This window comes from Pseudoalteromonas sp. SR45-5, assembly GCF_014163565.1.
GTDB lineage: Bacteria > Pseudomonadota > Gammaproteobacteria > Enterobacterales > Alteromonadaceae > Pseudoalteromonas > Pseudoalteromonas distincta.
Genome location: NZ_JACJDN010000159.1, coordinates 1 through 7,081, shown reverse-complemented (window position 1 = coordinate 7,081; position 7,081 = coordinate 1). Strand labels below are relative to the sequence as shown.

Annotated in this window: 6 protein-coding genes; 2 read left to right on the top strand and 4 right to left on the bottom strand. The window is 39.6% G+C overall.

Annotated elements, in window-relative coordinates:
* Window positions 1–91: 91 nt before the first annotated feature.
* A complete protein-coding gene (locus H5072_RS08100; protein WP_182693212.1) occupies window positions 92–949 on the top strand; it encodes an MBL fold metallo-hydrolase in 858 nt (285 codons plus the stop codon).
* 216 nt (window positions 950–1,165) lie between these two features.
* Window positions 1,166–1,399 (top strand): hypothetical protein, encoded by a 234-nt coding sequence (locus H5072_RS08095; protein ID WP_182693211.1) that lies wholly within the window; start codon window positions 1,166–1,168, stop codon window positions 1,397–1,399.
* A 191-nt stretch (window positions 1,400–1,590) separates the two neighbouring features.
* On the opposite strand, the gene H5072_RS08090 is transcribed toward H5072_RS08095, so the two are convergent.
* The 4 genes from H5072_RS08090 to H5072_RS08075 form a co-directional block, all read right to left on the bottom strand.
* Entirely contained in the window at window positions 1,591–2,277 is a 687-nt protein-coding gene (locus tag H5072_RS08090; protein WP_182693210.1) for a hypothetical protein, read from the bottom strand.
* A gap of 477 nt (window positions 2,278–2,754) precedes the next feature.
* Window positions 2,755–4,047: a HAMP domain-containing sensor histidine kinase gene (locus H5072_RS08085; protein ID WP_182693209.1), complete on the bottom strand. Its 1,293-nt coding sequence runs from the start codon at window positions 4,045–4,047 to the stop codon at window positions 2,755–2,757.
* Window positions 4,044–4,727 carry a response regulator transcription factor gene (locus H5072_RS08080; protein ID WP_024596691.1) on the bottom strand — a complete coding sequence of 228 codons (684 nt, stop codon included), beginning with the start codon at window positions 4,725–4,727 and terminating at the stop codon, window positions 4,044–4,046. The genes H5072_RS08085 and H5072_RS08080 overlap by 4 nt, the downstream gene beginning before the upstream one ends.
* The coding region (locus tag H5072_RS08075) for an efflux RND transporter permease subunit (protein ID WP_182693208.1) at window positions 4,727–7,081 on the bottom strand (2,355 nt) is incomplete at its 5' end. The genes H5072_RS08075 and H5072_RS08080, both read right to left, overlap by 1 nt.

The following is a 7,081-nucleotide window of genomic DNA, read 5'->3' as shown; positions in this document are numbered from 1 at the left end:
TAATTTAACCAATAGCTGAAATTTTTTACTGCTTAATGCTGTCTTCTTTTAATAGCGTTATTAATTTAATCAATTTAAAAAGGAATGGTGTATGCCCCGCTTGCTACAAAAACTATTAACCACAGCCCTATTGTTTATAGGCTTTGCCACACAAACCTATGAAATAGAAGACTTAGGAGATGGCTTACACCGCTTTATAGACGACAGACACCGCTCAGTATTTTTAATCACTCCTGAGGGCGCAATTGTTACCGACCCGCTTAACAAAAAAGCCGCCATCTGGTTAAACGAGCAAATTAAAACTCGCTATAACGTACCGGTAAAGTATGTAATTTATAGCCATAATCACAGCGATCATATTTACGGCGCCGAAGTATTCAAAAGCCCGCACACCACTTTTGTGGCGCATAAACTCGCCGCGCAAGATATTAAAAACACACAAATGAAAACGGTAATGCCCAGCCTTACTTTTGATAACGAGCTACTACTTACCCTTGGTGATTCAACAGTAAAGCTTAACTACCATGGTCCAAACGATGGTCGTGGTTCGGTTAGTATATTATTCGAAAAGCAAAAAACCTTGTTTGTGGTTGATTGGATTGTTATTGGCAGAATGCCGTGGCAAAAACTGTGGAGTTACGATATTCAAGGCATGATTAATTCAACTCAAGCGGTACTCAAATATGACTTTAATAATTTTGTAGGCGGACATGCCGATATTGGCAGTAAAGCAGATGTAGCGCGTTACTTAAGTTATTTAGAGCTTTTGTATAGCCAAGTAACCGCAGGCGTTTTAGCCGGTAATACGCTTGACGAAATTAAACAAAATGTAAAATTAGACCAATTTAGTGACTTTAAACAGTTTGATGCATGGTTACCACTTAACATAGAAGGCGTGTACGAGCGTTTAATGGAAGAGTCTGGTATGGGTTGGCGCAGCGATTTATAAGTTTGAACTCAGTGGACTAAGCTCTGAGCTCTAAACTCAATATTGTAAGCATTGGTATTGGCGTATTTAACGCAGTACCAATGTACTTATTAATTAGTTAAATAGACGTCAAAAGCCATATAAGTCACCTTTACAATATCCTTACGTTTGCTTACAGCACTATACAAAAAAAAGTTTATCCTAGGCTTTGTGTTAAGCTACATAGGACTAATAAACATGAACTTATCTTTAAAAGTAGTTTTAGTAATGACGACCGCGCTTATTATGAGCGGCTGCACAGTATATCAACATGATCCCAGTGCGCATAAACCACATAAAAAAGTATTTAAAGTAGTTACGCCTGCTTTAGTAACTGAGCACAACTCTCCCAACATTGTGATCGTAAAAGCCAAGCCCACAAAACAAGCCTGCACTAAACACGATGATCATTGGCATTGTAAGGCTCGATAAAAAACGCTTTGTTAAGTAAACTCGTTTAGGTAAAAGAAGTAAATTGCGCTTTTTATTAATATAGAGTTGAGTGATATTGGCAGCGCTAACGTTTGATATACTTAGATATTTTAGCCTCATTAATGTGATAAGGAGGTATCCACTAAACAGAAGTAGAAACATTGTCATTGTTTAGCTTTTAGTTGAGCTCGTTAGTTAAATTGTGCTTGGGCTTTGTCTCGTGCAACTTTAAATGACGGTCTAAAATGTGGTACGTACTTAGTATCAAGGAGCATTGATATAGTGTCTAAATGAGAGCAAATATAACTATCTAAGCTTGTAAATATTCTTGCTTTTTGTGATTTATAACTGTCCATTTTCAATGTAATATCCAAATCATTTAATTTATGTAAATGGGCATTAAGGGCAATCCAAGAGCTAAATAAGCCTTCGTGGCATATTAAGAAATCGAATGAACGCCTACGATAGCCATCGATAATAAAATCAGGATTTTTTTCTCCTTGATAGTTCGTGTGTACTGAACAAAACTCAGCAGCATGATGACCAAGGATTTCATTTAAAACTTTATTATTCATAGTTGGTATTTCACGGGCTAATTCTGTTTTCACTGACGCTATAAAGAATACAATATCAGACTCAATTTTTTGAAGTTTGAGTGCATCCAATGTGTACTGCTGCTGCTTTTGATGTGCTTTAAGTTGAACATACAAAAATCCAACCGAAATAACAGTTATTGCAGGGCCTAAAATACCACCAAAGAAACTTCCCATTTCAGCCCATTTGGCATGATCAGCCCAAAAACCAAAGCCAAACTGATATATGTATAGAAAGATTGGCATTAATATCAGCACAATCAATAAAGCACTAACGATTTTCATATATTTCCTTAAGAACATAGCACCTTGCTAAAAGCGGCTAGAAATGACTAGTTATAATAGCAAGAAATGAGTTTAGCCAATTACGTATTCTCGCGTCACGCTCTCCCCATCTTTACCTGCAGTTTTAGCAAATTACTTAACACATTACTATCACTAAGTTTTTTATATTCTCAGCGTTAAATTTAATATTTTTGAATATAAAAAAACCGCGCTAAAGCTTTTTTAAAAGTGCCTTAGCGCGGTTTTTATATTTCAAATCCAAGTAACCTAAACTCTGGATAATAAATCTATCTCAAGCAGCTATTTTCAGCGCTAACCGCGTTGAATCTACTTGCAATAGACCAGCTATTGACGCGTAAATTCGCCTTGTTTTCACTGAAAATCTCTAGCTAGAGAAAATAAATTTAAATATCACTATGATTCAATATGTTAGTAAATCTCTTAACCAGAGTTCAGGTTAAGTATTAAAAAAGCGTATCAACTAAAATCGACCACCACTTCATAACGCCCAGGCATGTCGTTTACTTCGTATACCCAACCGTGTCGTTTTATTATTTTTTCGCTTAACTCCAATCCTAAACCGTAGCCAATGTTAGCAGGCTTGTTTGTGTTATTAGCAGTGTGTGGCGTATCAGTTTGTTCGCTGCTATTTACTATAATTACACGGCTACCCTGCTGAGTAATTCGCACTTGCCCTTGTTGCGTATGCTGATATGCATTACGTATTAAGTTAGTAAGCACAATGTGGCATGCGGTGGCTTCGGTATTAATAGTTGTATTTTGGTTATCGGTATTTATAAGTACATCAACTTGTTTTGAATTGAGTAAATAATCGAGTTCGTTACCCAAGGTCGTTATTTTTTCGGCTAGGTTTACGGGCTCTGGTGCACTTTGCTGGTCGTCATTTCTGCTAAGCCACAATAACGTCTCGGTTAAATCGCTCATGGTTAAACCGGCGCGCTCTATACGCTCAAGTGTAAGGTGTTGTTTATAACTTAACGGGGCTTTTTCGCTCAGCCGATTGAGTAGCTCAACGTTACTGCGAATAACCGAAATTGGTGTACGTAACTCGTGGCTCGCATAACTTAAAAAGCGCTGCTCTCGCTCAAGGCTGTCGTGAGCAGAAAGCAAGCTACTGCGTATTAGCGTTGCCAAGGTATTTAGTTCGTTATAGGTAAAGTCGGGCGGCGTGTTTTGTAAATTATTTTGATTTAGCGACTTAGCCCAACCGCGTAGTGACTCTACTGGTTTAGCTATTTTTTTCATTACCATAAACAAAAAGAAGGTAAATAAAGCAATTGCCGTAACCCCTGTTAACGCTATCCATGCCAACTTTTTTATAGGTTTATCGGGTGAGCTTTGTTTTTTAAGGCGCTCTTTTTCAAGCATAATACGTGATACGTAACGGGGCTCCCCTGCAGGGTTTTGAAAATACGCTACAAAATAGAGGTCTTCCGGCATTGAAAAAAACGATGGTTTTACTTTGCTTTTTTGCAATACGCCAATCTCTGTAGGCTTTGTAAAGCGTTGCTGAATTTCGCTTGGCATGTCTTCCCAGCGACTCGCTATTTTAAAGCCAATCATTTCTGCAGGTTCACCGTTTTTAACCTCAGTAGATTGCGAAAGCGCATGCATTACGCCATTTAACCCTCGGTCTAAGCCATCAATAAAATAATTAACACTTAAAAACGAAAAACCAATTGCCATTAATGAACTTAAAAGCACCATGGTGGCAAAAAAATACAACCTCAGGCTGGGTCTAATTTTCATGCTTGTGTCCCATTTTTTAATTTTAGCGCAAACCCTACACTGGGTATTGTTTCTAGTACGGCTTGGCAATGCGCTTGCTCTAGCTGTTTACGCAAATGATGAATATGCACTTTTAAGCTATTGCTGTCTGGCTGATCGTCTCCCCATATTGCTTGCATAATTACCTGTCGGGTTACCGGTTTTTGCTGCTCTCGTACAAGCACTTCTAATAACTTAAAAGTAATGGGTGATAACTTTAAACTGTGCGCAGCCACTGTTGCTGTATGCGCGGTTAAATTAAGTGTTAAATTAGCAAAGGTAAGTCGCTTAACCTCTCCACTTTTACGCTTTGCTAATACTTGAACCCGCGCTACTAGCTCTTTCATCGCAAATGGTTTTACTAAATAGTCGTCACTACCGGCTGCAAACCCCTCAAGCTTATTGTCGAGGCTATCGCGCGCTGTCAGCATTAATACAGGTATATCAATGCCTTGCTCACGCAATGATTTACACATGGTTAAACCGTCCATTTTGGGCATGTTTACATCTAATATAATCATTTGATATTGATTACGTTCTATTAAATTTAAACCCATTACGCCATTGCTTGCATGGTCACACTCTATTGACTCAATTTCGAGATAATCAACAATGGTGGTTGCCAAATCTATGTCGTCTTCAACCAGTAGTACGTTTATCATTAAGAGGCTACTTCCTGCGTTTTATTTTTAGCACCTAGCGATATTAGCACAGCATCAATACCGCGTTTAGCATCGGTTTGAATCATCAATAATGCCGGTATAAGTATTAAGGTAATAACCGTGGCAAACAAAATACCGTAGCCAAGTGATGCCGCAGCAGGAATTAAAAACTGTGCCTGCATTGAGGTTTCGCTAAGTAGCGGCACTAAGCCTGCGTACGTCGTAATTGAGGTAAGTAATACCGCACGTAATCGGCTCGTACACGACTCAACTATGGCATCGTGCGTGCTCATGCTCTCTTCTTTTACTAGTTCGTTAAAGCGTGAAACAAGTAATAAGCTGTCGTTTACAACTACCCCACTGAGCGCCAAAATACCATTTAACGACAATATACTAATGGTTAAGTCGTTCCACCAATGTCCTAAAATAGCGCCCACAATGCCAAACGGAATTGCTACCATAATCAACATAGGTTGAATGTACGATTTAAGCGGAATAGCCAGCAACACGTAAATAACTAATAAAGCTGCTACAAACATAGTGCTCATTGAGCTGGTGGTTTCGCTTTGTTGCTCTGCCTCTCCTGCAAAATACACACTTAAGTTAGGAAATTGCTGTGTTAACTCAGGAATTAAGTCGCGCTTTAAGTTAGCAACTAACTCGTTTGGAGCAATCACGTTTTTATCTACTTGGGCGCTTAAATAAATTGCACGAAGTCCATCAATGCGGGTTATTTCATCTTGCTGATATTCACTGCTTACTGTGGCTACGTTAACTAAAGGGACAACGGTGCCATCAGGCAGGCTAATACGCGACTGCATTATATCGGCAGGTGTTTTACGAGCATCTTCTGGGTAGCGTACACGTACTTTAACTTCGTCTTTATTACGTTGGTAGCGCTGTACAACTGCACCACCAAAGGCTTGCAGTACTTGCTTTGATAAACTAGCTGTATCCATGCCAAGCGCGCGCCCTTGTGCATTTAGGGTAAATTTAAGTTGTGGCTGACCTGGGTTTAAGTTGTCGTCTATTCCGTTAACGCCTGCGGTATTTTGTAAGCGCTCCTTAAATAGTGCGCCCGCCGCCATTACGGTTTCGTCGTCCCACGCTTTAAGCTCAACTTTAAAGTTATCAACCATTTTACGCGTGGCTAATATTTGTAATTTTTTACTGCCCTCAAGGCTACCTGCTACGCGCTGCCACTCTTGAGCAAATTCGCTTGCTGTAAAAGCGCCTTCGTTTAATAGCTCAACGCTTACTTCACCGCTGGTGTCGCTGCTACTAATGACTTGTAGGCTGGTTATTTCGCTTTTGTCAGAGCTCAACTTAGTCATTAAGTTTTGCTCAGCTTGTAATGCACTTTGCTCAAGCGTTAGTAAGTTTGTGTTTGTTTGCCCATAAGCGGCGTCGTTTTGCATAACCAAATCGGCTGTTACGGTATCGCCTGCAATACTTGGGAAAAAACCAACTTTAACTGTGCCTGTCATCGGCATGCCAATAACTAATATAAAAAAGGCGATAAACGCAGCCACTACGGCGTATCTAAAGCGCAGTGAAAATTCAATAACCTTGCAGTAAATGTTTTTACTAAACCAGCTTAAGCCGCTATCAGCACCATGTTGTATTTTTGACCACAGACCTGCTAAGCCTTTTTTAACTTGGCGTTTAGTACTAATGTGGGCTAAATGCGAGGGTAAAATAAGTTTTGATTCAACAACTGAAAGCAGTAAACAAATGGTCACTACAGTGGCAAATTGAGAATAAATTTTACCTAAGTTGCCCGACACATTCGAAAGCGCTACAAACGCAGCCACCGTGGTTAACACCCCAAATATTGTTGGCACAGCAACCTTCATGGTACCTAAAACTGTATTATTTAATGTATCGCCATGCTTTTTACGTGTGGTGTAAATACTCTCGCCTACAACAACGGCATCGTCTACCACTATGCCCAGCGCCATAATAAAGCCAAAGGTGGTCATTTCGTTTATGGTTAGTGCGGTGTAGCCATCGGTCATAAAATAAAGCGTACCAAAAAATACAAACGGCAAGCCACCAGCAACCCACAGCGCTACGCGTACGTTTAAAAATATGGCAAGTATTACAAACACCATAATAATACCGGTCACCGCATTTTTAGTAAGTAGCGATAAACGCTCGGTGATCATGGTGCTTTTGTCGTGCCAGCTTTCAAGCTCTACGTTTTGAGGTAATAAACCGCTTTCGTGCCATTTATCTATTACGCTATTAGCTTGTTCAACAATGGTAGTTATATCGCTGTTATCGCCCATTAAAATTTCAACGCCTACGGCATTTTGTTGGTTATAACGGCTTAATGAGTTGCTATCTTCGGC

What these genes read in the sequence shown, in the direction of transcription:
- H5072_RS08100 (WP_182693212.1), top strand. Translation starts at nt 92, where the DNA reads ATGCCCCGCTTGCTACAAAAACTATTAACCACAGCCCTATTGTTTATA.
- H5072_RS08095 (WP_182693211.1), top strand. Translation starts at nt 1,166, where the DNA reads ATGAACTTATCTTTAAAAGTAGTTTTAGTAATGACGACCGCGCTTATT.
- H5072_RS08090 (WP_182693210.1), bottom strand. Translation starts at nt 2,277, where the DNA reads ATGAAAATCGTTAGTGCTTTATTGATTGTGCTGATATTAATGCCAATC.
- H5072_RS08085 (WP_182693209.1), bottom strand. Translation starts at nt 4,047, where the DNA reads ATGAAAATTAGACCCAGCCTGAGGTTGTATTTTTTTGCCACCATGGTG.
- H5072_RS08080 (WP_024596691.1), bottom strand. Translation starts at nt 4,727, where the DNA reads ATGATAAACGTACTACTGGTTGAAGACGACATAGATTTGGCAACCACC.